The sequence below is a fragment of the Nocardiopsis sp. M1B1 genome (assembly GCF_052466615.1).
This window is the reverse complement of record NZ_CP196194.1, coordinates 5,261,307-5,287,970: the sequence shown is the minus strand read 5'-3', so window position 1 is coordinate 5,287,970 and position 26,664 is coordinate 5,261,307. Positions and strand designations below refer to the sequence as shown.

The window sequence follows — 26,664 nt, the reverse complement described above, 5'->3', positions numbered from 1 at the left end:
GTGCGGGCGCGGCCCTTCCCGTGCATGCTGGGGGCATGGCCGACTACGACGTGGCGATCATCGGCGGGGGAGCCGCTGGGCTCACCCTGGCCCACCAGCTTCGCGGGGTCAATGACCGACGTGGCCGACCGCTGCGGGTCGCCCTGGTCGAACCGCCCCCCGGGCCGCACACCCCTCCGCCCCGCACCTGGTGCTTCTGGGAGCCCGACGGCGGGCCGTGGGACCACCTGCTGGCCGCCCGCTGGGAGGACCTGTCCGTGGTGGGGCCGGACGGGGCCTCACACGACTCCTCGGCGGCGCCCTACGTGTACAAGATGCTGCGGTCGGCCGACGTGGACGCGCACGTGCGCGCCTCGGCCGGTGAACACGTGGACCAGCTCCCGGTGCTGGTCACCGGGGTCGCCGACGGCGCCGAGCACGCCGTGGTGCGGGGCACCGGACCCGGGGGAGGGGAGCGTGTGCTGACCGCCTCGTGGGTGTTCGACTCGCGTCCGCCCCGGCCCGCCCCGCGCGGGCGCACGCACCTGCTCCAGCACTTCCGCGGCTGGTTCGTGCGCACGCCCGACGACGCCTTCGACCCCGCCTCGGCGGTGCTCATGGACCTGCGCCCTCCCCAGCCCCCCAACGGGGTGGCCTTCGGCTACGTGCTGCCGCTGTCGTCGCGCGAGGCGCTGGTGGAGTACACCGAGTTCGGCCGCGAGGCGCTCACGACCCCCGAGTACGAGCGCGCGCTCAAGGACTACTGCGGTCTGCTCGGGCTGGGGGACGTGGAGGTGACCGCGGCCGAGCAGGGCGTCATCCCGATGACCGACGCGCGGTTCCGGCCCCGCGCGGGGCGGCGCGTGTTCCGGGTGGGGACGGCGGGCGGCGCCACCCGGCCCTCGACCGGGTACACGTTCAGCGGTGTGCGGCGACAGACGGCCGCCGTGGCGCGGGCGCTGGCCCGGGGGCGGGTCCCGGTGCCGCCGGTGCCCCACCGGCGCCGCCATCTCGCGATGGACGCGGTCATGCTGCGGGCCCTGGACACGGGGCGGGTGCGGGGAGCGGAGTTCTTCGCCGGGCTGTTCGCGGCCAACCGCCTCGGGGACGTGCTGGCCTTCCTGGACGGCGGTTCGCGCCTGCCCCGGGAACTGGTGATGGGCCTGAGCACACCGGTCGCGGCCATGTCGCTGACCAGCCTGGACCAGGCGTGGTACACGCTGCGCGGAGCCGGTGCCGGTGCGAGGGACCTCAGCCGGGGGCCAGGGTCCGCACGGCGTCGGTGAGCGAGCCCAGGTGCCCGGCGGCCAGCCCCGGCGCCGCGCCCAGCGACCGCCAGCCCGGCCCGGCCGTGTACACGGCGGTGGCCTGGGCCGACTCCGCCGCCGCGCGCACCGCGGCCCGCAGCGCCGCGACGTCGTCGGCGTCTCCGGCGTGGGACCACAGGACCACCGCGCGCGGGCCCGTGCGGCGCACCGCCCGCACCGTCGCCGCCACGGGCGTGCACGGCCCCAGCACCCGGCGCGGCACGCCCCGTTCGCGCAGTGCGGCGGCCAGCGCCTCCATCGGAAGGCTGTGCATCTGGCCGGGGCCGCAGGCCAGGACCGTGGCACGGCCCGCCGCGTCCGTGCCCGCCGGGGCGGCCACGCGGCGCAGCGCCGAGGACACGCACCACGACAGGAGGTGCTCCACCTCCACGTAGCGCCGGGTGTCCTCCCACTTGCGGCCCATCCCGTACAGCAGCGGCATCGCCAGGTCCTCCCAGGCCGCCACCACGCCGCGCTCGTCCAGTGCCTCCTCCAGCAGGAGTTCCACGAGTTCGGCGTCCATGCGCATGGCGGCGCGGGCGATCCCCTGGAGGGTGGGCCCGGACGGGCCCAGCGGCAGGGTGTCCCCGCCGGGGCGCCAGCGGGACCGTACGCCCCTCCCGGGGGCCTCCGCTCCCTCCCCGCCGGTTCCCGAGCCCTCCCCGGAGGCCCGCGCCTCCTCCCGGCCGGTCCCCGCGCCCCGCTGCCGGGGAACGCGCGGCGCGGCGGCAGCGGAGGCCGAACCCCCGCGGGCCGGGTCCAGCACGCACTCCGCCGCCGAGGCGGGCGACAGGCCCTCGCCGACCAGGCGGCACAGCTCGCGCAGGCGCGCCACGTCGGCGGGGGAGTAGCGGCGGTGCCCGCCCGGACTGCGCTCGCGCGGCCCCACACCGTAGCGCCGGTCCCAGCTGCGCAGCGTGGAGGGCGAGACCCCGAGCAGACGCGCGGTCGCCCCGGGGGTCAGTGCGTCGGCCATGGCGCCCCAAGCGTTGCGAAAGCGGTGCGTCTTGTGTCGCACACCACACGCGTAGAACTCTAGCTGGGAGAACACCGGAAGGGGCAGCACCATGGATCTGGACACCAGACGCCCGGCCGACCGCCGTCTCAGCGTGGTCTACCGTGTCGGCGCCGGACTCACCGGACTCGTACTCATGGGCTTCGGCATCGCGGGGCTGGTGGTCAGGCTCCCGCTCTTCGACACCCAGGGGGAGGTCATCGCGGGCCTGTCCACCAACGGCGCGCTGAGCTTCGTGTCCGTCGCGATCGGCTCACTTCTGCTGGGCGCCTCCGTGCTGGGCGGCTCGTTCGCGTCCACCGTCTGCACGCTGGTGGGCGTGGGGTTCGTGGCCAGCGGACTCGTGAACCTCTACCTGATGAGCGCGGGGCCCAACATCCTGGCCTTCTCCATGCCCAACGTCATCTTCAGCTTCGTCGTCGGGATCATGGTGATGACCTTCGGCATGTACGGCCGGGTCAGCGGCGGCCTGCCCGAGGACAACCCGTACCGCCGCAGGCGCGCGCGGCGACGCGAGCGCCGCCACGGCGTGGTCGGTGCGACCGGATGAGTCAGTCCGTCCTGGTCACCGGGGCCACCGGCTACATCGGCGGACGTCTGGTGCCCGAGCTGCTCACGGCCGGGTACCGCGTCCGCTGTCTGGCGCGCACCCCGGACAAGCTGCGCGACCAGCCCTGGCGCGACCGCGTGGAGGTGGTCCGGGGCGACGTGGTGAGCGGCGAGGGCCTGGCCGAGGCGTTCGCGGGCATCGACACCGCCTACTACCTGGTCCACTCGATGTCGGGCGGGCGCGACTTCGCGGGCACCGACGCCCGCGCCGCCCGCAACGTCGCCCGCGCGGCGCGCGCGGCGGGCACGACCCGCCTGGTCTACCTGGGCGGACTGGCGCCGCACGGGGACGGCCTGTCGGCGCACATGGCCTCGCGCGAGGAGGTCGGCCGGATCCTGCTGGAGTCGGGCGTGCCCACCGCCGTGCTGCGCGCCGCGGTGATCCTCGGCTCCGGCTCGGCCTCCTTCGAGATGCTGCGCCACCTCACCGAGCGGCTGCCGGTGATGACCACGCCCCGGTGGGTGCGCAGCCGCGTCCAGCCGATCGCCGTGCGCGACGTGCTGCGACTGCTGGTCGGGTGCGCCGAACTCCCGGAGGGGACCAACCGGACCTTCGACATCGGCGGCCCGGAGGTGCTCTCCTACGCCCGGATGATCCAGCGCTTCGCCCGGGCGGCGGGGATCGCCAGGAGGCTGATCATCCCCGTCCCCGTGCTCTCGCCGGGCCTTTCCAGCCTGTGGGTCGGCCTGGTCACGCCGGTGCCGCCCGCGATCGCCCGGCCGCTGGTGGAGTCGCTGCGCCACGACGCGGTGGTCGGCGAGGACGACCTGTCCGAACTGCTGGACGACCACGACCGGATCGGCTTCGACCGGGCCGTGGAGCTGGCCCTGCGCCGTGTGGACGAGTCGCGGGTGGACACCCGCTGGTCCTCGGCCGCCTGGCCGAGCGCCCCGTCCGACCCCCTGCCGAGCGACCCCGCCTGGGCGGGCGGCAGCCTCTACACCGACGTGCGCGCGCGGTACGTCGACGCCGGAACGGAGGCGGTGTGGAGGGTCGTCGAGGGCATCGGCGGCGAACACGGCTGGTACTCCTGGCCCCTCGCGTGGGCCGCGCGCGGCTGGATCGACCTGGCCGTGGGCGGGGTGGGCCTGCGCAGGGGGCGGCGCGACCCGGAGCGGCTGCGGGTGGGCGACTCCCTGGACTTCTGGCGGGTGGAGGAGGTCGTCCCCGGCGAGCTGCTGCGGCTGCGGGCGGAGATGCGCCTGCCCGGACCGGCCTGGCTCGAACTGGGCGTGGCCCGCGTGCGCGGACGCACGGTCTACCGCCAGCGCGCGCTCTTCCACCCGCGCGGCCTGCTGGGGCACCTGTACTGGAAGGCCGTCACGCCCTTCCACGGGTTCGTGTTCGGCGCGATGGCCGACAACATCGTCGCGGCCGCGGAAGAGGCGTCCCGGGAACGGGCGTCCTCGAAGCGCGCGGCCCCGCGGGGGGCGCACGCGCGCCGCTGACACCCGCCTCCCCGGCCCCGGTCCGCGCGGACCGGGGCCGACGGCGTTCGCGCCCGACCGCACCGCCGACGGGCGGTGACGGGGGCCACGTCCGCGCCGGACGGGGGCGGGCGCATGGCGGGAGCGGACTGGGGTAGGGTCATGCCCGAAAGTAACTCGAAAAGCGAGATGCTCAAATTTCGAGCAAGCTGACGGTGTGAGAGGGATCCCGAACGTGGACAAGGACAACGGCAGACCACCTGCCGGGCGGTCGCGCTGGTGGATCGGAGCGGCCCTGCTGGTCACCCTGGTGTGGCTGGCGGGCGCCGGGCCCCTGGGCATGTTCCTGGGCAGGCTCGGTGAGGTGCAGACCAACGACCCGGGCGCGTTCCTGCCGGTGGGCGCCGAGTCCACCGAGGTCAGTGAGATCGCCGAGGAGTTCGACCGCGAGGAGGCGGTCCCGGCCGTCGTCGTCTACTCGCGCGAGGACGCCGGGGACGACGGGGGCGAGGCGCTCGGAGAGGGCGAACTCGCCGACATCGCCGCGGTCGCCGAGCGCGTGGGCGAGGAGCCCTGGGTCTCCGGCTCCGTCGTCGGCCCCGTCCCCGGGACCGAGGACCCCTCGGTCGCCCAACTCGTGGTGCTGCTCGACCCGACCGCCGACACCGGCGACGCTGTCGAGGACCTGCGCGCGGTGCTGGCCGACGACCCCGTGCCGGGGCTCCAGGTCCAGGTCACCGGCCCCGCCGGTTTCGCGGCCGACCTCGCCGCGGCCTTCGGCGGCATCGACTCCACGCTGCTGATCGTGGCCATCACCGCCGTGCTGATCATCCTCGTGGCCGTCTACCGCTCGCCGCTGCTGCCGGTGCTGGTCATCCTCGCCTGCCTCCTCGCGCTCGGCCTGTCCGGCGCACTGGTCTACCTGGCCGCCGACACCGGCCTGGTCAGCCTCAACGGTCAGAGCCAGGGCATCCTGTTCATCCTGGTCGTGGGCGCCTGCACCGACTACGCACTGCTGCTCGTGGCCCGCTACCGCGAGGAACTGGCCGTCCGCGACCGCGTGCCCGAAGCCGTCACGGCCGCCGTGCGCGGCGTGACCGGCCCGGTCCTGGCCTCCGGCGGGACCGTCATCCTCGGCCTGCTCTGCCTGCTCGCCGCCGACCTGGCCTCCACCCGCAGCCTCGGCCCCGTGGTGGCCATCGGCGTCGTCGCGGCCCTGCTCTCGGCGATGACCTTCCTGCCCGCCGTGCTCGCCCTGTGCGGACGCGCCGCCTTCTGGCCCGTGGCCCCGCACAGCGGCGGCCGGACGGACGGAACCCTGGACGAGGTCGTGGCCAGCCACCGGTTCTGGGGCCGCCTGGCGACCACCGTCTCGCGCAGGCCGCGCCTGTACTGGATCGTCACCACCGCGGTCCTGGCCGCCGCGGCCGTGTTCGCGCCCCAGTTCGACGCCGGGGGCACCGGCCAGGCCGAGGTCTTCCGCACCGAGGTGGAGGCGGTCGACGCCCAAGAGGCCCTCGACCGGGGCTTCGGCTCCGACGCCAGCGCCGCCCCCGCCCTGGTGGTCGCCGACGCCGACCACCTGGACGAGGTCGTCCGGGCCGCCGAACGCCTGCCCGTCGTGGACGGGGCCGCGCCGGTGACCGAGCCCGGCCCGCCCGGCGCCGACCTGCCGCCCCTGGTGGAGGACGGCCGGGTGCTGGTCGAGGTGGTCCTCACCGTCGGCCCCGAGTCGGCCGAGGCGGTGGACGCGGTGCGCGACCTGCGGACCGAACTGGACTCCGTCGAGGGCGCCGACGCCCTGGTCGGCGGTGTGAGCGCCACCGACCTGGACACCCTGGACACCGCCCAGCGCGACTTCGTGGTCGTGGTGCCGCTGGTGCTCGTGGTGGTCTTCCTCGTGCTCATCCCGCTGCTGCGCTCCCTGGTGGCGCCGCTGCTGCTGATGGCCGTGAACGTCCTGTCCTTCGCCGCGGCGCTGGGCGTGGGAACGCTGCTGTTCGACCACGTGCTCGGCCTGCCCGGCGCGGACCCGGTGGTGCCGCTGTTCGCGTTCGTGTTCCTGGTGGCGCTGGGGATCGACTACAGCATCTTCCTCATGTCCCGGGCGCGTGAGGAGACGCTGCTGCACGGGCACCGCGAGGGCGTGCTGCGCGCGCTGACCGTCACCGGCGGTGTGATCACCTCCGCCGGGGTGGTGCTGGCCGTGACCTTCGCGGCCCTGGCGGTGATCCCGCTGCTGTTCCTGCTCCAGCTGGCCTTCCTGGTGGCGTTCGGCGTGCTGGTGGACGCGCTGCTCGTGCGGACGGTGCTGGTGCCCGCGCTGTCCCTGGACGTCGGGTCCCGCGTGTGGTGGCCCGGGCGCGCGGGCCGCGCCCCGAAGAACGCGGAGGAGCGCGAGCCCACCGAGCGCTGACGCCGCGTCGGCCCCGTACCCCCGGACCCGGCCTCGTCGTGTGCGCTCGTCGGGCGCACACGACGAGGCGGAGCGTGTGCGCGCTCCGGAGGTCGCTACAGGGCGTCTCCGGGCAGGTCCGCGTAGGCCGCGGCGAACTTGCGCACCAGCGCGGCCTGCGGCAGGTGGACGCCGTCGATGGCGGCCACCGGCCGCACGCCCGTGGTGGCGTTGGTGATGAACGCGCCCGCCGTGCGGGTGCTCGCCGCCGAGGCGATCGGCCGGGTGGTGACCGGGATGCCGAGGTTCTCGGCGGCCCGGCTGACCAGCGCCGTGGTCACCCCCGGCAGGCAGGGGGCCTGCGGCCAGACCAGGCCGCCGCCGTCCAGGAAGCCGATGTTCCAGGTGGGGCCCTCCGAGACGCGGCCGTCCACGCCCATGAACAGCGCGTCGTCGTAGCCGTCCAACTGGGCGGCGCGGCGCTGGCGGAGCGCTCCGAACAGGCCGGTGCTCTTGACCTGCGGGGTGTCCCGGGTGAAGAGGCGGGTGCCCAGGCGGACCGGGGGAGGGGAGGCGTTCTCCGGCGCGGGGCGGGTGCTGACGAGGATCTGCGGGAGCTGGCGGGCGGAGGGGCGGCCCAGGTCCATGTGGGGGTCGAAGACGGTCACGCGGACCACCGAGGGGGAGGGGTGGGCGCGCGCGGAGCGCCGGGCGAGTTCGCGGACCCGGGGGATGTCGAGTTCGACGCCGAAGAGGGTGCGGCAGTCGTTGCTCAGGCGTTCCATGTGCAGGTCGAGGCCGCGGACGCGCAGGTCGGTGACGAGCATGGTGGTGAAGTGGCCGTAGCCGTACAGGGCGAGGCCCGCGAGTTCCCCGGTGCTGACGGGGCGTCCGTTCAGTTCCATGAGGTGTCCATCATGGCATTCCGGTATCCGCGCCATCGGGCTTTCCCCCACCGGGACCGGGGTGGGCGGCGCACCGCGCCGGTCGGGTCGGGACCCGGCCGCCGGGGCCCGAGTCAGCCGGTCGTGCGGCGGAAGCGGTACCACCGCGGTGAGGTCCGGTTCATCGGCCATCCCAGGCCGTCGGTCCGCGCGTCCTCGGCCGTGAGGAGCTCCCACCCCGGGAACGCGGCCTCGATCTCCGCCTGTGCGACGCCCTCGACGAGCCGCCGGTACCGGGACGGGCCGAAGGCGAGCATCAACAGGACGGCCCCCGGCGCGGCCAGGGCTGTCACTCCCCGCCCCTCCGCGGCCCGCTGGTCCGCGTCCAGGCCCTGGAAGCAGCCGATGTCGAGGAAGAGGTCGAAGGCGCCCAGGCCGGACGATTCGAGGCCGGTCACGTCGCCGACGACGTAGGTGACCTCCGCCGGGCCCCTGCGGCGGGCGGCCTCCACGGCCTCCGGCACGATGTCGACGCCCACCGCCTCCCAGCCGCGCCGGGCCAGCTCGGGGGTGAACTGCCCGCGTCCGCAGCCGATGTCCAGCGCCCGCCCGGGGCCGGTCGCACGCGCCCGCGTCTCGCGGTCGAGCAGGGCGCCGAGCTGCGCCGCCCCGCCCGCGGCGCCGTAGCGCTCCCAGGGGGTGAAGCCGAGACGGTACATCCACGCGTATTTCGTCATGGCTTCAAGGTAGGACGGCTCTCCGGCGCGGACCTTTCACCCCCCTCGGAGGGCCTGCGGGGGGGTGTTCCCGCTGTTCGGGAGGGCGGTCCGTCCGGCTGGACAAGGGGAGGGCCGCCGCGCCGCGCGTCCGGCGTGAGCGGCGGGGGCGCGGCCCGCCGCCCGCCCTGCGGTCAGTCCCGCTGCCGCTCCATGGCGGTGAACGCGGTGACCAGCTGGTTCTCCGAGGTCTCCAGGTAGGTCGTCAGCTCGTCCGCCGCCCCGGCCGCGTCCCCGGAGGCCAGCAGGGTGTGGATCCTGCGGTTCCAGTCCAGGTACGGAACGTGGAACTCCCGGGGCGCGTCCATCACGTGGAACACCAGCCGGGTCTCGGCCAGCACCTGGCTCATGAACTCGTTCACCCGCGCGCTCCCGGCCAGCCCGGCCACGGCCTGGTGGAAGCGCATGTTCGCCGTTCCCATCCGCCACCAGTCCTCGCGTCCGCGCGCGGCCTCGCCCTCGTCCACGGCCGCCCCGACCAGCCGCACCGCCTCCTCGTCCGGGGCCACCGCCCCCCGCAGCGCGGGGAGCTCCAGGGAGCGGCGCGCCTTGAACAGGTCGCGGACGTCCTCGCTGGTCGGCAGGCCGACGAACACTCCTCGGTGCATCTGGTGCACCAGCAGCCGCTCGCGCACCAGCAGTCGGAACGCCTCGCGCAGGGTGTTGCGGGAGACCCCGAGCTCCTCGCACAGCCGCTCCTCCGACAGGCGCTGTCCCGGCGGGTACACGCCGTCGATGAGGGACTCGCGGAGCAGCTCCGCGACCCGTTCGGCCTGCGTGGGCAGCGGGGGGAGGAGGCGCGTGCGGCCGCTGGTCCGGTCGGTGCGGGCGTCCGTGGCCGTCACAGGTGCTCCTTAAGGGGAATGGCGTCTGTTATTTCATTGTCACCGACGCGGAGCACTCCCGGGAGAGCGGGGAGCCCACAGAAGTCGGTTCATCGGACCGGTGGACCGCGGCGCGGTCCCGCGCGGCTCCGTCCACGGACTCGCGGACGCCCCTTTCAGAGGTTCCTCCAATGCCTCTCCTGGGCAAGGTGGGGCGAAGAGACCCTCCTGCAACACAGGTGACCTGGGTTTTTTACATACCGGATCTTTACCCGTCTCGTTGGATTGAAGTATCGTTCAACAATCCAACGATGGCGCGGTCGGTTATCGCGTCACCGACCCACATCGGACCCCTTGGAGTGACCCATGGGTGACACACCCCCCGCACCTCCGAAGGTGCGCCCCCGTGTCGGGCGGATCGCGATCAGCAGCAGCCTGCTCGGTGCGATGTTCCTCATGGCCACCAGCGCCATCGGCCCCGGCTTCATCACCCAGACCACCACGTTCACCGCTGAACTGGGCGCGACCTTCGCGGTCGCCATCCTCATCTCGATCCTGGTCGACATCGCGGTCCAGCTGAACATCTGGCGCGTCATCGGCGTCGCCAACACCCGCGCCCAGGACCTGGCCAACAAGGTCGTCCCCGGCGCGGGCTACCTGCTCGCCGCGCTCATCGTCTTCGGCGGCCTGATCTTCAACGTCGGCAACCTCGCGGGCACCGGCCTGGGCCTGAACGCCATGGTCGGGTTCGACACCCGGCTCGGCGCCGTCCTGTCCGCGGTCCTGGCCGTGGTCATCCTGGCCGTCAAGAGGCTGGGCGTGGCCCTGGACCGCGTCCTGATCGTGCTGGGCGTGGCCATGATCGTGCTGACCGTCTACGTGGCCGTCGTGTCCCAGCCCCCGGTCGGCGAGGCACTGCGCCAGGCCGTCCTGCCCGAGCGGTTCGGCGCGGACGTCTTCCTGGCCACCGTCACCATCATCGGCGGCACCGTCGGCGGCTACATCACCTACGCGGGCGTGCACCGCCTCGTCGAGGCGGGCCAGGGCGGGCGCGAGAACGTCCGCGCCATCACGCAGACCTCCGTGACCGGCATCATCGTCACCGGCGTCATGCGCGTGGTGCTGTTCCTGGCCATCCTCGGCGTCGTCACGGGCGGCGCCGACATCCTGGCGTCCGCCAACCCCTCCGCCGAGGCCTTCCGCCAGGCGGCGGGCGAGGTCGGCGTGCGCCTGTTCGGCGTCATCCTGTGGGCCGCGGCGGTCAGCTCCGTCATCGGCGCCTCCTACACCTCGATCTCCTTCGTCACGAGCTTCCACCCGTGGCTGGAGAAGCGCCGGGGCCTCCTGGTCACCGTCTTCATCGGCCTCTCGCTGGCGATCCTGCTGCTGTCCGGTCAGGCCCCGAACACGCTGCTGATCCTGGCCGGAGCCCTCAACGGCGTGATCCTGCCGGTGGGCCTCGGCATCCTGCTGTGGGTCGCGGCCCGCCGCTCCGGCGACCTGCTGGGCGGGTACCGCTACCCGCGCTGGCTGATCGTCATCGGCGTGGCCGCCTGGGCGCTCACCGTGTACATGGCCATCGGCTCCCTGGGCGGCATCGCCGACCTCTGGCAGTAGCCCGCCGGGCGAGCGCCCTTCCACCTTCCCCCACCCCTGCCCCGCCCGGACCGCCACCCGGGCGGGGTAGGGGTACCCCGCAAGGGGCAACACGAGAGAACGAGGAGCACCGACGTTGCGCATCGACCTCAACTCCGACCTCGGCGAGAGCTTCGGCCGCTGGGAACTCGGCGACGACAAGGCACTGCTGTCCATCGTGACCAGCGCCAACGTCGCCTGCGGCTTCCACGCCGGTGACCCGTCCGTGCTGCGGCGCACCACGCTCGACGCGGTGGCCGGGGGAGTGGCCGTCGGCGCGCACGTGGGTTACCGCGACCTCGCCGGGTTCGGCCGCCGCTTCCTCGACGTGCCGCCCGCCGAGCTGACCGACGAGGTGGTCTACCAGATGGGCGCGCTGTCGGCGTTCACCCGTCTGGCCGGGGACCGGATCCGCTACGTCAAGCCGCACGGCGCCCTCTACAACACGATCGTGCACCACGAGAAGCAGGCCGCCGCCGTGGTCGCCGCGGTGCGCGAGTTCGACCCGGCCATGCCCGTGCTGGGCCTGCCCGGATCGCGGTTCCTGCGCCTGGCCGAGGAGGCCGGGCTGCCCGCGCACCGCGAGGCCTTCGCCGACCGCGCCTACACCCCGGAGGGAACGCTGGTCTCGCGCCGTGAGCCCGGCGCCGTCCTGCACGACCCGGCGGCCATCGCCGAGCGCTGCCTGCGCATCGCCCACGGCGAGCCGGTCGAGGCCGTGGACGGCAGCCGGATCGTCATCGAGGCCGACTCCCTGTGCGTGCACGGCGACAGCCCCGGCGCGGTGGACATCGCCCGGGCCGTGGCCGACCGGTTGCGCGCCGAGGGCGTCACCCTCGCGCCGTTCACCGGGGAGGCCGCGTGACCCCTGCCGGGAGGGTGGGGCCCACCGCCCCCGCCGAGGAGGCGCCGTGCGTGTCCTGACGTGCGCTGACAGCGGTGTGCTGGTGGAGGTCGCCGACCTCGCCGAGGTGATCGCGCTGCGCGCCGCGCTCCGGGCCCGGCCGCTCCCCGGGGTCACCGACGTCGTCCCGGCCGCCCGCACACTGCTGCTGCGGATCGAACCCGGCACCGACCCCGAGGGGGTCGCCGCCGCGGTCACCGGCCTGCCGCTGGCACCCGGGACCGGACCGGACTCCGGCGACACCGTCACCATCCCGGTGTTCTACGACGGCGAGGACCTCGACGACGTCGCCGAGCTGACCGGCCTGACCCGGCGCGGGGTGGTCGAGGCGCACACGAACGCCACCTGGACGGTCGCGTTCTGCGGCTTCGCGCCCGGGTTCGGCTACATGGTCGGCGACGACCCGCGCCTGAACGTGCCCCGGCGCGGTGAGGCGCGCACCCGCGTGCCCGCCGGTTCGGTGGCCCTGGCGGGGGAGTTCGCGGGGGTGTACCCGCGCAGCTCTCCCGGGGGGTGGCAGCTCCTGGGCCGCACCGAGGCCCCGATCTGGGACCTGGACCGCGACCCGCCCGGCCTGCTGCGGCCGGGGGTGCGCGTGCGCTTCACCGACGCGGAGGCCTCATGAGTGCGCGTGTCGGACCGGCACGGACGGAACCCGCCCGCGAACAGGGGCGGGGACGGCTGCAGGGACAGGGACGGGGAAGGAACGCGGTGTCGGGTCGGGGATCGGTGGCGCAACCGCGCGAGGCGACCGCGGAGCACGCCCCGACCGCCGGCGGGGGGCGCTCGGCCCTGGAGGTCGTGGCCACCGGGCCGATGACCACGGTCCAGGACGCGGGCCGCTTCGGCCACGCCGACCTGGGCGTGGGCCGCTCCGGCGCCGCCGACGCCCACTCCTACGCCCTGGCCAACCGCCTGCTCGCCAACCCCCCGGGGGCCGCCGCCCTGGAGGCCACCCTGGGCGGGCTGCGCGTGCGGGCCCGCGGGCCGGTGACCGTCGCCGTCACCGGGGCCGAGGCCCCGCTGCGGGTGGACGGGCGCGGCGCCGCCGCCAACACGGTGCTGCACCTGCCCGACGGCGCGGAGCTGGCCATGGGCGTGCCCGACCGCGGACTCCGCTCCTACCTGGGCGTGCGCGGCGGGGTGGACGTCCCGCCGGTCCTCGGATCGCGCAGCACCGACGTCCTGGCCGGGCTGGGCCCCGACCTGCTCGTGCCCGGTGCCCTGCTCCCGGTCGGACCCGCGCCCGCGGACTTCCCGAACGCGGACCACGCCCCCGTGCCGCCCGTCGGCGGACCCGAGGAGGTCCTGCGGGTGGTCCTCGGCCCGCGCGAGGACTGGTTCACCGAGGAGGCCGTCCGCACGCTGCTGTCGTCCGCCTACGAGGTCACCCCGCGCAGCGACAGGGTCGGCGCCCGGCTGTCCGGCCCGGTCCTGGAACGCGCCCGCTCCGGCGAGCTGCCCAGCGAGGGCATGGTCGCGGGGTCGCTCCAGATCCCGCCGGGCGGGGAGCCCGTGCTGTTCCTGGCCGACCATCCCGTGACCGGGGGCTACCCGGTGGTGGCCGTCGTGTGTTCGGCGGACCTGCCCAGGGCGGCCCAGGCGCGCCCCGGCACCCGCCTGCGCTTCACCCTCTGACCGGCCGGGCCCCGCCGAGCGGCGGGGCCCGAAACGACCGCGGACCGGGTTCCGTACCGGGAACGGGCCGCGGCGCCGAGCGGGAACACCGCCCGTCCGTCCCACCCGGAACGAAAGGCAGAACCGATGACCTCTCCGGCCGACCTCTCCCCGTCCCAGGCCCGCGCGCTGTTCCGCGACGGCCTGCGCGTCCCCACCTCCGGCTACAGCGCGGGCTACGCGCAGGCCAACCTCATCGCGCTGCCCCGCGAGGCGGCCTTCGACTTCCTGCTGTTCGCCCAGCGCAACCCCAAGTCCTGCCCGGTCCTGGACGTCACCGAGCCGGGGCGGGTGGACGCCTCCGTCTTCGACGGCGACCTGCGCACGGACCTGCCCGCCTACCGGGTCTACCGCGATGGGAAGATGGCCGAGGAGCGCACCGACGTCACCGACCTGTGGCGCGACGACCTGGTGGCCTTCCTCATCGGGTGCAGCTTCACCTTCGAGACGCCCCTTCTGGAGGCCGGTGTGCCGGTGCGCCACATCGAGGCGGGCACCAACGTGGCCATGTACGCCACCAACCGGCCCTGCCGCCCCGCGGGCAGGTTCAGCGGTCCGCTGGTGGTCTCCATGCGGCCGATCCCCGCCGACCGGGTGGCCGACGCGGTGCGCGTCACCTCGCGCTACCCGGCGGTCCACGGCGCCCCGGTGCACGTGGGCGACCCGGCCGCGCTGGGCATCGAGGACCTGGACCGGCCCGACTACGGCGACGCGGTGGAGGTGCGCCCCGGCGAGATCCCGGTCTTCTGGGCGTGCGGGGTCACCCCGCAGGCGGCCGTGACGGCCTCCGCCCCCGAGTTCGCCATCGGCCACGCCCCCGGGCACATGGCGATCACCGACGTGCGCGACTCCTCCTACCAGGTGCCCTGACGTTTGCCGCCGGACCCCGGGGGTAGTCGCGGGCCCAGGCCTGAGCGACACGACGAACGAAGGGGAACGGTGTGAACAGCCGCGAGCAACTGATCGCCTGGCTCAACGACGCCTACTCGATGGAGAAGTCCCTCGAGGAGACGCTGGAGAGCCACGCCAAGGACGCGGAGAAGGACCCCGAGGTCCACGCCCGCATCACGCGGCACATCGAGGAGACGCGTGAGCAGGCCGAGACGGTCAAGGGGTGCATCGAGTCCCTGGGCGGCAGCGTGTCCAAGGTCAAGAGCGCCCTGGCCGGGATGATGGGTTCGGTGCAGGGCATCGCGAACAGGCCCGCGGGCGACACCATGGTCAAGAACGCCCTCTCCGACTACGCCGCCGAGCACTTCGAGATCGCCTCCTACCGGGCGCTGATCGAGGGCGCCCGCGCGCTCGGCGAGGAGCAGATCGCCCTCAAGCTGACCGCCATCCTCCACCAGGAGGAGGACATGGCCCGCTTCCTGGAGCAGAAGCTCCCGGGTGCGGTGCGCACCGCGCTGGCCGACGCCGAACGCTGACCGCGCCGCGGGCCGGGCGCGCGCGACGGGACCCGGGCGCCCCGGAGAGGCACCGCCTCCCCGGGGCGCCCGTGTGGCGGGCACCGTTCCGGCCGCGCCCGACCCGGCGGCCGGAACCCGGTGTCGTCCACCGGGGGGCGGCGGGCCGACCCCTCCCGGGCGCGGGGTACGCCCGGCCGGTCGGGGGCACGGCGCGCCCGCACGGTCGGTGACGCCGCCTTCGCGACGGCGGCGCACCGGTCCTCGGGAACAGGGGTCCTCGGGAAGAGGCCAAGACACCCAGGGAGGCGTCCATGACGGCATCCGCGCGCGCGGGGGCGCGACCGCCGACGGCGCACGGCCGCAACACGGCCGCGGGCGTCCTGCTCGGGCTGGGCACGGTGGCGTTCGTGGACGAGGTGGTCTTTCACCAGCTGCTGCACTGGCACCACTTCTACGACCTCTCGACGACCGGCGTCGGCCTGGTGTCGGACGGGCTGTTCCACGCCTTCAGCTGGTTCGCCACGGTGGCCTCCCTGCTCATGGTGGCCTCCCTGCGCCGGGAACACCGCTTCCGGGGGCTGGCCTTCACGGCGGGCTGGCTGACCGGGGCGGGGTCCTTCCAGCTCTACGACGGGCTGGTCCAGCACAAACTCATGGGCCTGCACCAGATCCGCTACGGCGTGAACCTGGTGCCCTACGACCTGACCTGGAACATCCTCGCCGGGATACTGCTGGTCGCGGGCGTCGCGCTGTGGACCCTGTCCCGGAGGCGGGCACGCGGGGCGTCGGGCGCCGATCCCGGGCGGGCCTGACCCGTGGACCACCGCGGGCACGAACCCGCCACCGCGGTTCCCGGCTTCCTCGCACCCGGCGCGTGGGCCGTCCTGGCGCTGGTGTGCGCGGCCCTGGCGGTCTACGCGGTCGCGGCGCTCCTGCCGAGCCGCCGGGGCGCGGCTTGGCCCCGGACCCGCGTCCTGGCCTGGGCGGCGGGGTGCGCGGCCGTGGGGGCGGCCCTGGTGGGCCCCCTGGCCGAGCGGGCCCACCACGACTTCGCCGCCCACATGGCGGGGCACGTCCTGCTGGGCATGCTCGGCCCGCTCCTGCTGGTCCTGGCGGCACCGGCCACTCTGGCCCTGCGGACCCTGCCGCTGGACGCCGCGCGCACGCTCTCCCGGGTCCTGCGGTCGGCGCCCGCCGCGTTCGTGACCCATCCGGTCGTCGCGGGCCTGCTCAGCGTCGGAGGCCTGTGGGCGCTGTACCGCACCGGCCTGTACGCCGCGACGCACACCGACCCGCTCCTGCACGCCCTGGTACACGCCCACGTGCTGGCCGCCGGGTGCCTGTTCACCTTCGCGGTGCTGGGCGGACCCGACCCCGCGCCGCACCGGCTCCCTCCGCCGTGGCGGGCCGCCGCCCTGGTCGCGGCCGTCGCCGCGCACAACGTCCTGGCCAAGTCCCTCTACGCGGCGCCGCCTCCGGGGGTGCCCGCCGAACAGGCCCATGCCGGAGCCCAGCTCATGTACTACGCCGGTGCGCCGGTGGAGATCGCGTTGATCTTCCTGGTGTGCCGTCCCTGGCTGCTTCCCCGCCCGGGTACGGAACCCGGGCGGGAACGCCTCAGGACTCCTGCGGGGGAGGAGCGCCCCCGTCGGGGGTGGGTCGTCCGCCGTCGGTCTGCTGGCCCCGGATGAGGCGACCGCGGCGACCGCGGCCGGGGCCCCGGCCGGGGCCACCGCCCCCGGCCTCCGGGCCGGAGCCCTGACCGGGACCGGAAGCACCGTCCCGGGCCCCGCCGCCGGTCCGGTCCTGCTCCGCCCGGTCCCCGTCCCCTCCGGCCCGCTGCCCGCCGTCCTGTGCGGCCCCCGGGCGCTGACGGCCGCTCTTGCGCGAGTAGCCCGCCTGGCTCGCGTACAGCGACTTGGAGACCCGGGAGGCGTCGCCGGTCCGGGTCATCCCCGCCATCCGCCGCAGTTCCTCCATCTGCGCGAGCACCTCCGGCGGCGGAGCCGCCGCACGCGCACCGGTGGCACCGCCGGGCGCCTCCGGCATGTGGTCGGCCAGGTCCGTCCGCGCCTCCTCCAACAGACCCGCGGCGCCGAAGCGGTCGCCCCGGCGCATGGCCTCGCTGGCCCTCCTCTTGGCGGTCTGCGCCCGCTGGAGGACCTCCTCCGCGCGTACCTCGGGCCGGGGCACCCGTTCGTCGGCCGCTTCCTGCGCGACCACGCCGAGTTCGACGGGCAGGGACACGGTGCGGCTGGCCAGCGTGACCGGGTCGGCGTAGGTGACCTCCAGCGCGGCGACGGTGCCCGGCGCGGACAGCCCGCAGACCTCCAGGCGCAGCAGCAGGCGGCGCCGCTCCCCGGAGTGGAAGTCGCCCAGTTCGACCACCACCGACCCGTCCGCGAGCCGGTGGGAGGGGATCTCGCCCACCACGGAGACGGCGCGCAGGAGCGGACCGGACGGAACCCGCAGCGACACGGCCTGAGCGGTCTTGGCCAGCAGGTACTCGGCCTCCTGGGCGATGAGGCCGCCCGCGGTGTCGGGGTCCTCGGCGAACAGGGCGCTGCCCGCGCCGCCGTCGGCCACCGCGCCGAGCAGTTCCTCGTCGTAGCCCAGGCCGTATCCCAGGGTCGTGGTGGCGACCCCGTGGGAGTAGGCGTCGGCCGCCACCTGCCGGAGCAGGTCGTGGTCGGTGACGCCCTGGTTGGCGTGCCCGTCGGAGATCAGCAGCAGGGTGGCGCCCCGGTCGGCTCCGGCGCGGCGGGCCTCCTGCACACCGCGCATCAGCCCGCTGGACAGGTCGGTGCCCCCCGACGCGTGCAGCCCGGAGATCAGGCGGCGCACCCGCGCCTTGTCCTCCAGCGGCCCGCAGGGCACCTCGACGCGGGCCTGGTCGTTGAAGGACACGAGTCCGAAGTTGTCGGAGGGCGCGAGCCGCTCCACCAGGGACAACAGCGCGCGCACCGCGCCGTCCAGGCGTCCTCCGCCCATGGACCCGCTTCGGTCCAGCACGACCTGGAGGGTCGCGGGCGGGCGCTCGGTGTCCTCCTCGCGTTCGGGGGCGGTGATGTCGACCAGGACGGACACGGCGTCGTCGGTGTCCCGGGGGACGGCGTCGAAGTCCAACAGCGCTGTCAGGTGCATGCGTGCTCCGGGGGTCGGGAGTGTGGCCATCCAGCCTAGGAAGCGGCGACGACGTTCGCGCGGTCCGGAGTGGCCGGATGGGGCCATCTCCGGGCCGCGCGTCCGGCCCCGCCACTCGGCCGGGCCCGGGACGGGGTCCTCCGCCACGCGGCCGGGACGACCCTCGTCGGTGCGGGGTGCGGCGTGCTTCAGATCCGGCGCAGACCCAGGCGGCGCAGTTCCAGGGCGGCCAGCGCGTCCACGGCTCCGCGGTCACCGGAGCGCCAGGCGCCCGCCGGGTCCTCGTGCGTACCGGCCAGCCGGGACGGGGAGGCCGAGGTCAGGGCGCGCAGGGCCAGCAGCCGGGACCGGGCCTCGGGCGTGAGCCCGCGCAGCCGCTTGGCGGCGCTGGCGTGGCGCACCCACCGGGCGCGCAGGGGCAGCCAGGTGGCGGCGAGCAGCAGCAGCGGGAGCACGGCGGTCAGCAGCGGCAGGGCCAGCGAGAGCGAGGCCACCGTCTCCTGGAAGGAGACCCCGGCGGAGGTGAGGGACTCGCCGGTCTCGCTCATGCTGGTGAACGGGGTGGACAGGGCCTCCCCGGCCAGGGGCACCTTCCGGGCCTGCTCGGCGGCGGCGTTCATGTGCTCGCTGAAGCCCTCGCCCGTGCTCACCATGAGTTCGCCGGGGCGGCTGAGGGCCATGAGGGTCTCGCGCAGCGCCAGCGCCGCGCCGACCCACGCGTACACCCAGGCGGCGGCGAGCAGGTCGGAGGCGAACTGGAGGAACGCGCGCACGGGGTACTCGGCGTAGAGCTTCACGGGGGCCTTCCGGGGTGAGGGGCGGGCGTGGGCGCGGAACCCACGGTTCCCCGTTACCCGTTCCGGGCCCCCTCACGCCGCGGACCGCGCGGCCACGGGCGTTTCCGCACCCGCGCCCCGCCCTTGCACGGTCCGTCCCGCGCCCGGTTCCGTGGGCCGTACCGATGACCCCCGGGGGCGCCTCCCCGCTGGGGGAGGTCCGCCGCCCGCGCCCCCGGTCAGGGGTTCCGGGCCCCGGACGGGTTCAAACCGCGTCCGGTGTACCCCGGAAGGTGCGCCGGTAGGCGCTGGGGGACACCCCCAGCTCGGCGTGCATGTGCTGGCGCAGCGACGCCGCCGTGCCGAAGCCCGCCTCGTGCGCGACCCCGTCCACCGGCAGGTCCGACTCCTCCAGCAGCTGCCGGGCCCGGTCCAGGCGCTGCTGGGCGATCCACCGGCCGGGCGAGAGCCCCACCTCGTCGCGGAAACGGCGGGTGAAGGTGCGCACGCTCATGGACTCCTGGAGGGCCATCTCCCGCAGGCCCGGCTGGAGGTGCAGGTGTTCCAGGGCCCAGGCGCGCGCCCGACCCGTCGCGGCGCGCTCCGGCGCGGGCACGGGACGGCGGATGTACTGGGCCTGTCCGCCGTCGCGGTGGGGCGGGACGACGGTACTGCGCGCCACCTCGTTGGCCACGGCGGCGCCGTGGTCGACGCGGATCATGTGCAGGCCCAGGTCGATGCCCGAGGCGACCCCGGCGGCGGTCAGCACACGCCCGTTGTCGGTGTACAGCACGTCCGGGTCCAGGTCGATGCCCGGGTACATGGTGCGGAAGTAGCCCGCCGACTTCCAGTGGGTGGTCACGCGGCACCCGTCCAGGAGCCCGGCCGCGGCGAGCACGAACGCGCCGGTGCAGATCGAGGCCACGCGCGCGGTCGGCGGGATGCGCGCGACGGCCGCGGCCAGAGCCGGTGCGAGGGGTGCGTGCGGGCGTTCGCCGTAGTCCTCGTCGGCGGCGGGCAGGATCACCGTGTCCGCCTCGTCGAGGGCCTCCGGTCCGTGGGCCACGTTGATCGTGAAGTCGGTGTCGGTGCTGATCTCACCCGGCTCCAGCGCGCAGGTGACGACCTCGTAGAGCGGTTCCCCGTCGGCGCCCCGGGCCTGGCCGAACAGGCGGTGGACGATGCCCGACTCGATGGGCAGCAGGCCGTGGCGGACGAGGACGGCCACGCGGTGGCGGCCGGGACGCGAAAAAATCCTCATGGCCCGATTCTTGCGCATGTTGGCTTTCAGGACACTGTCGGGGGGAGGGGCCCGCGAAGGAGGCTGGGGCCATGGTCGAGAACACCGCTTCCGCGGGGAAGCCCGCACGTACCCCGTTCCACCGCGCGTGGCCGATCGCACTGGTCTCGTGCCTGACCATCGTGGCCGCGGCGGCCTTCGCAGCGATGCCCGGGATCCTGACCGATCCCCTGCACGCCGAGTACGGGTGGTCCCGGGGAACGATCGGCACGGCGGCCTCGGTCAACATGGTCGTCTACGGCCTGATCGCCCCGTTCGCCGCCGCGCTGATGGACCGGTTCGGCATCCGCCGCGTCGCCCTGGTGGCCCTGGGGGCCGTCGTGGCGGGCGCCGGACTCACCACCGTCATGACCACCGCCTGGCAGCTCACCCTCTACTGGGGGATGCTCATCGGCGCGGGTACCGGGTCCCTGGCGATGACGTTCGCCGCCACCGTGGCCAACAACTGGTTCGTCGAACGCCGCGGGCTGGTAATCGGCACCCTGACCGGGGCCAGTGCCTTCGGACAGATGGTGTTCCTGCCCGCTCTGGCGTGGATCGTCGAGAACCAGGGATGGCGTCCGGCCCTCGTGACCCCGGCGCTGACGGCGGGCGTGATGATCGTCCTCGTCGCCCTGGTACTCCGTGATCACCCGGCCGATCTGGGGCAGCGTCCCTACGGCTCCCCGGTCTTCGTGGAGCGGCCCCGGGTGGACCGGGGGGCGGCGCGCCGGACCGTGGAGGTCCTGTCCTCCTCGGTGCGCGGCCGCCGGTTCTGGCTCCTGGCGGGGACCTTCGCGGTGTGCGGCGCGACCACCAACGGCATCATCTGGACCCACTTCGTGCCCGCCGCTCAGGACCACGGGATGGCCGTCACGGTCGCCGCGGCGCTGGTGTCGACGATCGGTGTGTTCTCCCTGGTGGGAACGGTCCTGTCCGGGTGGCTCACCGACCGGGTGGACCCGCGTGCGCTCCTGGTCGTCTACTACGCGGGGCGGGGCGCCCTCCTGGCCGCGCTGCCCGTGCTGCTGGGCCCGGACGCCGGGGCGGCGCTGGTGGCCTTCGTCGTGGTGTTCGGTCTGCTCGACGTCGCGACGGTGCCCCCGACCATCCTGCTGTGCCGTCGGATCTTCGGCGCGGACGGGGCCATCGTCTTCGGATGGGTCAACGCCGTCCACCAGGTCGGCGCGGGGGCGATGGCGGTCTTCGGCGGCTTCGCCCGTGACGTGGGCGGAAGCTACGGCCCGGTGTGGCTGATGGCCGCCGCCCTGTGCGCCGTCGCCGGGCTGCTGGCCTTCAACCTGCCGCGCGGCACGGGCGCCGACCTCGCGGACGAGGGGCCCGCAGGGGTGAGTGACGACGCGCGGGAGAGGGCGTGACCGGCATGAGGGACACCGGCATGGGGGACGCTGACGTCTGCGGTGGCGCCGAGACCTCCGACAACGACCACGGCGCCACCGGTTGCGGCGACGCCCGTTCGGACGGTGGCGGGTTCGGCGGGGGCCGCGCAGCCCGGAGTCCCCGGCGACCGTCACCGCAGTTCTCCGTCGTCCTGCTGATCCTCGTCGCCATGGTGGCCTACGTGGCGTTCTCCGGACTGGAACAGGGGCTGCGCGCGGCGCGCGGTGAGGGCGTGCCGGGTGTGTTCACCGCGTCGAGCCTCACGTGCGTTCAGCACCCCGGGCACGAGTCGTGCGTCTGCAACGGCACCTTCACCAGTGCCGGGGGAGGGGAGCCGCGCGGGGTCTACCTGCACGCGGCCGGCCGCGACACCTGCCGGGAGGGCGAGCGGATCCCTTCCGTGGACGCGGGGGCCGCCAACCGCGTCTACGGCCCCGACGGTTCCCGGGAGTGGATCCTGTCCTCGCTCATCCTCGCGGCGTGTCCGGCCGCGGTCGGCGGTGTAGCGGTGAACTGGGTGCGCTACCTGAGGCGCGGACCGGCCAGGGAGTGACCGCCCCGGACGCGGGCCGCCCCGGGCGGACCTGGCGGTCCGTCCGGGGCGGTGGGAAACGGTGCCCGTACGGGCACCGGGCGCCTCCACACCGCGCCCCCTCGTACTGGGCGCGCCCGCGCCTTCAGCGGCTCCAGGCCCCGGCGGCCCCGGCCCGGCGGACGTACTCGGCGAAGTCCGAGGCCGGGCGGCCCAGCGCCTTCTCCACCCCGTCGGCGGGCTCGGCGTTGCGGCCGTCCAGGATCTCGCCGAACATCTCGGTCAGCCCCCGGGCCACCTCCCCGGGCAGCCCCGCGGCGACCGCCCCGGCGACGAACTCCTCCGGCGGGACACGGCGGCAGGCGACGGGATACCCGGCGGCCCCACCGATCAGGCGGGTGGCCTCGGTGAACGTCAGTGCCCGGGGCCCGGTCAGCTCGTACAGCTCACCGGCGTGCCCGTCCTCGGTCAGCGCCCGGGCCGCGATCTCCGCGACGTCGTCGAGGTCCACGAACGGCTCGGGCACGTCCGGGACGGGTAGGGCCACGGTGCCCTCCAGGACCGGCCCGAGCAGGAAGCTCTCGGAGAAGTCCTGCGCGAAGACCGAGCAGCGCAGCACGGTCAGGTCGGGGAACACGCCGCGCACGGCGTGCTCCGCGCGCTCGGCCCCCTCCTCGCCTCGGCCCGACAGCAGCACCGCGCGTCGGACGCCGCTCCGGGCGGCACGGGAGGCGAACGCGGCGACGGTCTCGTCGGCACCGGGAAAGGCCAGGTCGGGGTGGTAGCACAGGTAGACGGAGGCGGCCCCCTCCAGGACGGCGTCCCAGGTGGCGGGTTCGTGCCAGTCGAAGCGGGGCCGACCGGAGCGGGAGCCGACCCGGACGTCGGCGCCGCGCTCGCGCAGCAGGCGGGTGACGCGGCGGCCGGTCATGCCGGTGCCGCCGGTGACGAGGACGTGTTGTGTGGTCATGTCCCCCAGTCCACCAGCCGGGGATCGGACGGAACATAGCCAGAACGCTGGTGTGCATAAGCGTTCGTCTGAATCCGGCGCGGTTCCCGCTGTCCTCGGACACGGCCCCCTCGGAGGAGCCCGCGCGTTCGGCGGCCGAGCCCTGAGCCCCCGTCCGCGTCACTAGGGTGAGGCCATGGACCCCCTCGTGCACCTCCTGGACGGACCACGCGCGCGCGGCGCCTTCACCCTGCGCACCGTCATGAGCCCGCCCTGGGGCATCGACATCCGCGACGAGGCCGCGCTCACCCTGGTCGTGGTCACCTCCGGGCGCGCCTGGGTGGCGGCGCGCGGGGAGGAGGCCGAGGCCGGTCCCGGCGACCTGGTGCTCGTGCGCGGCCCGGAGCCCTACGTGATCGCCGACAGCCCGGGCCGGGAGCCCACCGTCACCGCCCTGCCGGGTGCGCGGTGCGTGGCCCGCGACGGCGCGGAGGTCCACGTGTCCATGAGCCACGGCGTCGGCACCTGGGGGAACGACCCCGACGGCACCGACACCATGGTCGTGGGCGCCTACCTGGACGACAGCGAGGTCGGCCGCCTCGCCCTGGCCGCGCTGCCGTCGCTTGCGGTGCTCCCCGAGGGCCGGGTCGACCCCGCGCTGGTGCAACTGCTCGCCCGCGAGATCACCACCGGCCACGTAGCCCAGACCAGCCTCAACGACCGGCTCCTGGACTGCCTGCTGGTGATGGCGGTGCGCGCCTGGCTGGAGGACAACCCCGACAGCGCGCCCAACTGGCTCACCGCCCGCAGCGACCCCGTCGTCGCGCGGGCGCTGGAGCTGGTCCACGAGCGCGTCGCCGACCCCTGGACGCTGGAGTCCCTGGCGGGGGAGTGCGCGGTCTCCCGCGCCACCCTGGCCGCGCGCTTCCAGCGGGCCGTGGGCACCCCTCCGATGACCTACCTGCGCACCTGGCGGCTGACGGTGGCCTGCGACCTGCTCACCGCCAGCCCGGGGCTGGGCCTGGAGGCCGTGGCCGCCCGGGTGGGTTACGGGAGCGCGTTCGCGTTCAGTTCCGCGTTCAAGAACCACACGGGCGCGAGCCCGTCCGCGTACCGGGCCGCCCGGGCCGAGCGCGTGTCGCAGGAGGCCTGACGCGGCCCCGAGCCACGTGGTTGGGTAGGTGTTCCCGGGACCCGGGGACCAGGGCACGGCAGAAGGGGGACGCGATGACCGACAGGACCCAGGAGTTCGACCAGCTCAGTGAGGGCTATCGCCGTTTCCGGCCGGGATACCCCCGTTCCGTGCTTGACCGGTTGCGCGCCCACGTCCTCGCCGGTGAGCGGAGTTCCTGGCCCGAGCCCCGGCTCCTGCTCGACGTCGGCGCGGGGACGGGCATCTCCACCCGAGCCCTGCGCCACGTCTTCGGTCCGGGCCCTCGTGTGGTCGGCGTCGAGCCGGGGCGTTCCATGCGGGCCACCGCCGCAGAGGAACCCGACGGGGCCGAGTACGTGGACGGCCGTGCCGAGGAGGTCCCCTTCCCCGACGCGTCGGCCTCCCTCGTGCTGGCCGCGCAGGCCGTCCACTGGTTCGACCGGCCCGCCTTCTACGCCGAGGCCGCGCGCCTGCTCCTGCCCGGCGGCACCGTCGCGGTCCTCAACAACGACCGCGACTGGACGGCCAGTGCGTTCGTCGACGCCCACGAGAGCCTGATGGAGGAGTACGGCGACGACTACCGGCGCGACTACCGCGCCTACGACACCGTCGCCGAGATGGAAGCCCGGGACGGCCTTTCCGACGCCACCGAGTTCACCGCCGCCTGGACGCGCGAACTCGACACCGCGGGCTTCGTCGGGAGCGCGCTGTCCTCCAGCAGGATGGCCGCCGTGGTCCGCAACATCGGCGAGGAGCGCACCCGGGCCGCCCTCACCGAGCTCGTCGCCGCGCACTTCCCCGACGGGAACGTGCGCGTCCCCTACGTCACGCGGCTCCACCTGGCCCGCCGGACGCCGTAGCCGCACGCCGGTGCCCGTTCGCTCGCGGGTCCTCGGCTCCGCGCCCGCCGTTGCGTGTCCGCTCAGCCGAGCCGCTTCTTGAAACCGACGTGGGAGGCGGTGTACCCCAACCGCTCGTAGAAGCGGTGCGCGTCCCCGCGCGAGGCGTCCGAGGTCAGCTGGAGCATGGCGGCTCCCCGGCGGCGGGCCTCCTCCTCGGCCCAGACCAGCAGGCCGGTGCCCAGGCCGCCGCCGCGCTCGTCCGAGTGCACCCGCACCGCCTCCACCTGGGCGCGGGTGGCGCCCCGGTGGGACAGGCCCGGCAGGAACGTCAACTGGAGGGTTCCCACCACCCGGCCCCCGAGGCGGGCCACCGCCAGGAACTGGTGCGGGTCGGCGTCGATCACTCGGAAGGCCGCCAGGTAGGGGGCCGGGTCCCCGGGGTCCTCGCGCCGGGAGCCCAGCTCGTCGTCGGCGAGCATGGCGACGATCGCCGCCACGTCCTCTGCGCGGGCCCGGTCGATGGTGATGCCCTCGTTCAAGGGTGCTCCGTACGTCGTCAGGCGTTCCGGCGCCGCCGGACGCGGTCGATGGGGCCTCGCCCCGAGCGGTTCCGAAGGGGAGGGGCCCGGCCGCTCGGAGCGCTTCCCCGCGTCGCGGGCGGGCCGACCCGGCGCGGGTGTCACGGGAGCAGCAGCGCGGCCACGGCTTCGAGGTCCGCCACCACGGTGGTCGCGTGCGCGAGATCCTCCGCGCCGGTCGTGGAGGCCACGGCCACCACGGGCATGCCCGCGTCCAGTCCGGAGCGGACCCCGCTCACCGAGTCCTCCACCACCACGCACCGCGCGGGGGCGGCCCCCATGCGCTCGGCGCCCAGCAGGTACGGGGCCGGGTGGGGTTTGCCCGCGGTCACCTGGTCGGCGGTCACCAGCACGCGGGGGAGGGGCAGCCCCGCCGTCGCGATCCGCGAACGCGCGATCCGGTCGCTCCCGGACGTGACGATCGCCCAGGGGCGTCCGCGCGCGTCGAGTTCGGTGAGGAGTTCGCGCGCGCCGGGCACGCCCCGGACGCCGTCCCCGGCGGCGGCCTCGTGGTCCTCGATCCGTGGCGCCTCGGTCAGCGGGTCCAGGTGCGGGGCGAAGAGGCGGACCAGGTCCACGTCGGTCCGCCCGTGGTGGTGTTCGAGCACCGCGCCGACGTCCACGCCGCGCTCCACGGCCCACGCGGTCAGCCCCGCGCGGATGCTCGCGGTGGAGTCCACCAGCACGCCGTCCAGGTCGAACAGCACGGTCGCCTCGTCGTAACCGCCCACGTCACTCCTTCGTCCGGTCCTCGTCGGGAACTCCAGGGTGCCACCCGCGACCGCCGGGGCGTCGGCGAAGGCACCCCCGCCGGACCTTCGGGAGGCGGTGATCGACCCGATCCGGCACGGCGTCCGGCCCTCCTCCGCCCGCCCGACGAGGACACGCCACGGGTGCGCCACCACGGGTATGTCAATTACAGTTGACCTATGGACGCCGAACAGCTGACCTCCCTCGCCCGCACCACCGGAGCCGACGACCCGCTGGTGGGTCTGGACGCCACCGTCCGGATGCGCAGGGAGATGGAGCGGGTCGAGGCCGTCCTCGTCCGCCGCGCCCGCAACCGCGGCTCCACCTGGGCCGAGATCGCCCGGGTGCTCGGCGTGTCCAAGCAGGCCATCCACAAGAAGTACGGCGGCCGGGGGCTCTTCGGCGCGCAGGAGTAGGA

Annotated in this window: 27 protein-coding genes; 17 read left to right on the top strand and 10 right to left on the bottom strand. The window is 74.9% G+C overall.

Annotated elements, in window-relative coordinates; genetic code table 11:
* Window positions 1-35: 35 nt before the first annotated feature.
* Window positions 36-1,265, top strand: a complete 1,230-nt coding sequence (locus ACSTA4_RS22905) for a lycopene cyclase family protein (RefSeq protein WP_444960969.1) — start codon at window positions 36-38, stop codon at window positions 1,263-1,265.
* Here ACSTA4_RS22905 and ACSTA4_RS22900 read toward each other — a convergent pair.
* Window positions 1,231-2,262, bottom strand: a complete 1,032-nt coding sequence (locus ACSTA4_RS22900; RefSeq protein ID WP_444964250.1) for a MerR family transcriptional regulator — start codon at window positions 2,260-2,262, stop codon at window positions 1,231-1,233. The two genes, ACSTA4_RS22905 and ACSTA4_RS22900, sit on opposite strands and share 35 nt — an antisense overlap.
* 91 nt (window positions 2,263-2,353) lie before the next feature.
* On the opposite strand from ACSTA4_RS22900, the gene ACSTA4_RS22895 reads away from it, so the two are divergent.
* From ACSTA4_RS22895 to ACSTA4_RS22885, 3 genes are all read left to right on the top strand, one after another.
* On the top strand, window positions 2,354-2,851 hold the full coding sequence (locus ACSTA4_RS22895; protein WP_444960968.1) for a DUF4383 domain-containing protein: 498 nt from the start codon (window positions 2,354-2,356) through the stop codon (window positions 2,849-2,851).
* Entirely contained in the window at window positions 2,848-4,359 is a 1,512-nt protein-coding gene (locus ACSTA4_RS22890) for an SDR family oxidoreductase (protein WP_444960967.1), read from the top strand. Before ACSTA4_RS22895 ends, ACSTA4_RS22890 begins: the two co-directional genes overlap by 4 nt.
* Before the next feature lie 214 nt (window positions 4,360-4,573).
* Window positions 4,574-6,754 carry an MMPL family transporter gene (locus ACSTA4_RS22885; protein WP_444964249.1) on the top strand — a complete coding sequence of 727 codons (2,181 nt, stop codon included), beginning with the start codon at window positions 4,574-4,576 and terminating at the stop codon, window positions 6,752-6,754.
* 95 nt (window positions 6,755-6,849) lie between these two features.
* On the opposite strand, the gene ACSTA4_RS22880 is transcribed toward ACSTA4_RS22885, so the two are convergent.
* The 3 genes from ACSTA4_RS22880 to ACSTA4_RS22870 all read right to left on the bottom strand — a co-directional run bounded on the left by ACSTA4_RS22880 (window position 6,850) and on the right by ACSTA4_RS22870 (window position 9,238).
* Window positions 6,850-7,638 (bottom strand): aminotransferase class IV family protein, encoded by a 789-nt coding sequence (locus ACSTA4_RS22880; RefSeq protein ID WP_248771729.1) that lies wholly within the window; start codon window positions 7,636-7,638, stop codon window positions 6,850-6,852.
* A gap of 113 nt (window positions 7,639-7,751) precedes the next feature.
* Window positions 7,752-8,336, bottom strand: coding sequence for a class I SAM-dependent methyltransferase (locus ACSTA4_RS22875; protein ID WP_444964248.1), 585 nt, complete (start codon window positions 8,334-8,336; stop codon window positions 7,752-7,754).
* 191 nt (window positions 8,337-8,527) lie between these two features.
* Complete coding sequence (locus ACSTA4_RS22870) at window positions 8,528-9,238, bottom strand: GntR family transcriptional regulator (protein WP_444960966.1); 711 nt, start codon at window positions 9,236-9,238, stop codon at window positions 8,528-8,530.
* 345 nt (window positions 9,239-9,583) lie between these two features.
* Here ACSTA4_RS22870 and ACSTA4_RS22865 point away from each other — a divergent pair, with 345 nt between their 5' ends.
* From ACSTA4_RS22865 to ACSTA4_RS22830, 8 genes are all read left to right on the top strand, one after another.
* On the top strand, window positions 9,584-10,834 hold the full coding sequence (locus ACSTA4_RS22865) for an NRAMP family divalent metal transporter (RefSeq protein ID WP_444960965.1): 1,251 nt from the start codon (window positions 9,584-9,586) through the stop codon (window positions 10,832-10,834).
* Window positions 10,835-10,949: 115 nt separating this feature from the next.
* On the top strand, window positions 10,950-11,717 hold the full coding sequence (locus ACSTA4_RS22860; RefSeq protein WP_444960964.1) for a LamB/YcsF family protein: 768 nt from the start codon (window positions 10,950-10,952) through the stop codon (window positions 11,715-11,717).
* Between the two features lie 46 nt (window positions 11,718-11,763).
* Window positions 11,764-12,381 carry a 5-oxoprolinase subunit B family protein gene (locus ACSTA4_RS22855; RefSeq protein WP_444960963.1) on the top strand — a complete coding sequence of 206 codons (618 nt, stop codon included), beginning with the start codon at window positions 11,764-11,766 and terminating at the stop codon, window positions 12,379-12,381.
* A gap of 86 nt (window positions 12,382-12,467) precedes the next feature.
* Window positions 12,468-13,394, top strand: a complete 927-nt coding sequence (locus ACSTA4_RS22850; protein ID WP_444960962.1) for a biotin-dependent carboxyltransferase family protein — start codon at window positions 12,468-12,470, stop codon at window positions 13,392-13,394.
* Between the two features lie 126 nt (window positions 13,395-13,520).
* The gene (locus tag ACSTA4_RS22845) at window positions 13,521-14,303 is read left to right on the top strand and encodes a putative hydro-lyase (RefSeq protein ID WP_444960961.1); all 783 of its coding nucleotides are present in this window, start codon (window positions 13,521-13,523) and stop codon (window positions 14,301-14,303) included.
* 71 nt (window positions 14,304-14,374) lie between these two features.
* The gene (locus ACSTA4_RS22840) at window positions 14,375-14,860 is read left to right on the top strand and encodes a ferritin-like domain-containing protein (protein ID WP_248771723.1); all 486 of its coding nucleotides are present in this window, start codon (window positions 14,375-14,377) and stop codon (window positions 14,858-14,860) included.
* Window positions 14,861-15,153: 293 nt separating this feature from the next.
* Window positions 15,154-15,654 carry a DUF2243 domain-containing protein gene (locus tag ACSTA4_RS22835; protein WP_444960960.1) on the top strand — a complete coding sequence of 167 codons (501 nt, stop codon included), beginning with the start codon at window positions 15,154-15,156 and terminating at the stop codon, window positions 15,652-15,654.
* Window positions 15,655-15,657: 3 nt separating this feature from the next.
* Complete coding sequence (locus tag ACSTA4_RS22830; RefSeq protein ID WP_444960959.1) at window positions 15,658-16,533, top strand: cytochrome c oxidase assembly protein; 876 nt, start codon at window positions 15,658-15,660, stop codon at window positions 16,531-16,533.
* On the opposite strand, the gene ACSTA4_RS22825 is transcribed toward ACSTA4_RS22830, so the two are convergent.
* The 3 genes from ACSTA4_RS22825 to ACSTA4_RS22815 form a co-directional block, all read right to left on the bottom strand.
* Complete coding sequence (locus ACSTA4_RS22825) at window positions 16,460-17,986, bottom strand: vWA domain-containing protein (RefSeq protein WP_444960958.1); 1,527 nt, start codon at window positions 17,984-17,986, stop codon at window positions 16,460-16,462. The genes ACSTA4_RS22830 and ACSTA4_RS22825 overlap by 74 nt on opposite strands.
* A gap of 188 nt (window positions 17,987-18,174) precedes the next feature.
* Window positions 18,175-18,783 (bottom strand): hypothetical protein, encoded by a 609-nt coding sequence (locus tag ACSTA4_RS22820; RefSeq protein ID WP_444960957.1) that lies wholly within the window; start codon window positions 18,781-18,783, stop codon window positions 18,175-18,177.
* 244 nt (window positions 18,784-19,027) lie between these two features.
* Window positions 19,028-20,023 (bottom strand): GlxA family transcriptional regulator, encoded by a 996-nt coding sequence (locus tag ACSTA4_RS22815; protein WP_444960956.1) that lies wholly within the window; start codon window positions 20,021-20,023, stop codon window positions 19,028-19,030.
* 71 nt (window positions 20,024-20,094) lie between these two features.
* Here ACSTA4_RS22815 and ACSTA4_RS22810 point away from each other — a divergent pair, with 71 nt between their 5' ends.
* Window positions 20,095-21,420, top strand: coding sequence for an MFS transporter (locus ACSTA4_RS22810; protein ID WP_444960955.1), 1,326 nt, complete (start codon window positions 20,095-20,097; stop codon window positions 21,418-21,420).
* A gap of 5 nt (window positions 21,421-21,425) precedes the next feature.
* On the top strand, window positions 21,426-21,995 hold the full coding sequence (locus ACSTA4_RS22805) for a hypothetical protein (protein WP_444964247.1): 570 nt from the start codon (window positions 21,426-21,428) through the stop codon (window positions 21,993-21,995).
* Between the two features lie 124 nt (window positions 21,996-22,119).
* Here the strand turns inward: ACSTA4_RS22805 and ACSTA4_RS22800 are convergent, their stop codons facing one another.
* On the bottom strand, window positions 22,120-22,944 hold the full coding sequence (locus ACSTA4_RS22800) for an NAD-dependent epimerase/dehydratase family protein (protein ID WP_444960954.1): 825 nt from the start codon (window positions 22,942-22,944) through the stop codon (window positions 22,120-22,122).
* Window positions 22,945-23,119: 175 nt separating this feature from the next.
* On the opposite strand from ACSTA4_RS22800, the gene ACSTA4_RS22795 reads away from it, so the two are divergent.
* The gene (locus ACSTA4_RS22795; protein ID WP_444960953.1) at window positions 23,120-24,076 is read left to right on the top strand and encodes an AraC family transcriptional regulator; all 957 of its coding nucleotides are present in this window, start codon (window positions 23,120-23,122) and stop codon (window positions 24,074-24,076) included.
* Between the two features lie 74 nt (window positions 24,077-24,150).
* Window positions 24,151-24,936 (top strand): class I SAM-dependent methyltransferase, encoded by a 786-nt coding sequence (locus ACSTA4_RS22790; RefSeq protein WP_444960952.1) that lies wholly within the window; start codon window positions 24,151-24,153, stop codon window positions 24,934-24,936.
* Between the two features lie 62 nt (window positions 24,937-24,998).
* On the opposite strand, the gene ACSTA4_RS22785 is transcribed toward ACSTA4_RS22790, so the two are convergent.
* Together ACSTA4_RS22785 and ACSTA4_RS22780 are read right to left on the bottom strand one after the other, a co-directional pair.
* On the bottom strand, window positions 24,999-25,457 hold the full coding sequence (locus ACSTA4_RS22785) for a GNAT family N-acetyltransferase (protein WP_444960951.1): 459 nt from the start codon (window positions 25,455-25,457) through the stop codon (window positions 24,999-25,001).
* Between the two features lie 140 nt (window positions 25,458-25,597).
* A complete protein-coding gene (locus ACSTA4_RS22780) occupies window positions 25,598-26,227 on the bottom strand; it encodes an HAD-IA family hydrolase (RefSeq protein ID WP_444960950.1) in 630 nt (209 codons plus the stop codon).
* 198 nt (window positions 26,228-26,425) lie between these two features.
* Here ACSTA4_RS22780 and ACSTA4_RS22775 point away from each other — a divergent pair, with 198 nt between their 5' ends.
* Complete coding sequence (locus ACSTA4_RS22775; RefSeq protein WP_212643138.1) at window positions 26,426-26,662, top strand: hypothetical protein; 237 nt, start codon at window positions 26,426-26,428, stop codon at window positions 26,660-26,662.
* Window positions 26,663-26,664 lie beyond the last annotated feature (2 nt).